Raw genomic sequence first — 1,194 nt, 5'->3', positions numbered from 1 at the left:
ACCGCGCTGGGCCTGGGCGCGCTGGCCGGCGGCGGGTTCCTCACCGTCCTCGCCGCCCGTTCGGCCGGGGAGGACGCGGCCGACGCCGCCCTCGGCGTCGTCATGCTGTTCATGCTCGCGGTCGCGTTGCTCGGCCCGCTGGTGGCACGGCTGTGCGCGGCCGTGTGCGGGCCGTTCCTGCGCGGTCTGGGTCCCGCGGCCTCGCTCGCGGCCGCCAACTCCCGTACGAACGCGCGCCGGCTGGCCTCCGCGCTCACCCCGATCGTGCTGGCCATGGCCTTCGCCTCGACGCTCACCTTCCTGCACACGAGCGAAAGCCACGTCGCCGACAGTCAGTTGCGCGCCGGCATCACCGCGGACCTCGTCGTCACCCATCCCGCCGGGCTGTCCGCCGGTTCCGTCGAGCGCGCCGCCCGCGCTCCCGGTGTCCGGGCGGCCGTGGGCCTGCTGGACACGCAGGTACTGGTGCCCGTCGGGTCGGGCGGCGACCGGTGGCTGCAGGGCGCGGCGGCCCAGGGCGTCTCCGGCTCCGGCGCGCGGCTCGCCGAGGTGCAGGACCTCGATGTGCGCGACGGCAGCCTGGACCGGATCGGCGGGGGCCGGATCGCCGTCGACACCACGCTCGCCGCGTCGGCCGGGGTCACGGTCGGCGACCGGCTGCCGGTGTACCTCCCGGACGGCACCCGGGCCCGCCCCGAGGTCGTCGCCGTCTACGGCCGCGGGCTCGGCCTGCCGGCGGTGACCATGGACCGCGCGTCACTGGCCGGCCACGTCTCCTCCGGCTTCGACGGCACGCTGCTGGTGCGCGGCGGACACGCGCGGGACCTCGCCCCGCTGGGAAAGGTCACCGACGGGTCCGGTTACGCGGTCGAGCAGAGCGCCGACCGCGAGCTGAACGCCTGGGCCAACTACACGATGGCCGCGGTCCTGGGCGGCTTCGCCGCCGTGGCCGCCGCCAACACCCTGGTGATGACCGTCCTCGACCGGCGTCGCGAACTCGGCGTGCTCCGTCTCGTCGGCGCCACCCGGCGCCAGGTGATGGACATGCTGCGCTGGGAGGGCGTGCTGGTGGCGGGGGCCGGCGTCGTCCTCGGCACGGCCATCGCCGCGGCCACCCTGATCCCGATGACACGCGGCCTGACCGGCGAGGACCCGTACGTGCCCCCGCTGGTGTACGCGGCCTTCGCCGCGGGG

At 76.3% G+C, this 1,194-nt stretch carries 1 protein-coding gene; it reads left to right on the top strand.

The features are described 5' to 3' along the window. Positions 1-1,194, top strand: a 1,194-nt coding sequence (locus H5J33_RS35905; protein WP_181798827.1) for an FtsX-like permease family protein, incomplete at both ends; no start/stop codon positions are given.

It is taken from the genome of Streptomyces sp. WELS2 (genome assembly GCF_013870595.1).
Taxonomy (GTDB): Bacteria; Actinomycetota; Actinomycetes; order Streptomycetales; family Streptomycetaceae; genus Streptomyces.
The sequence above is the reverse complement of the archived record's forward strand: the minus strand, read 5'-3'. Positions and strand labels throughout refer to the sequence as shown.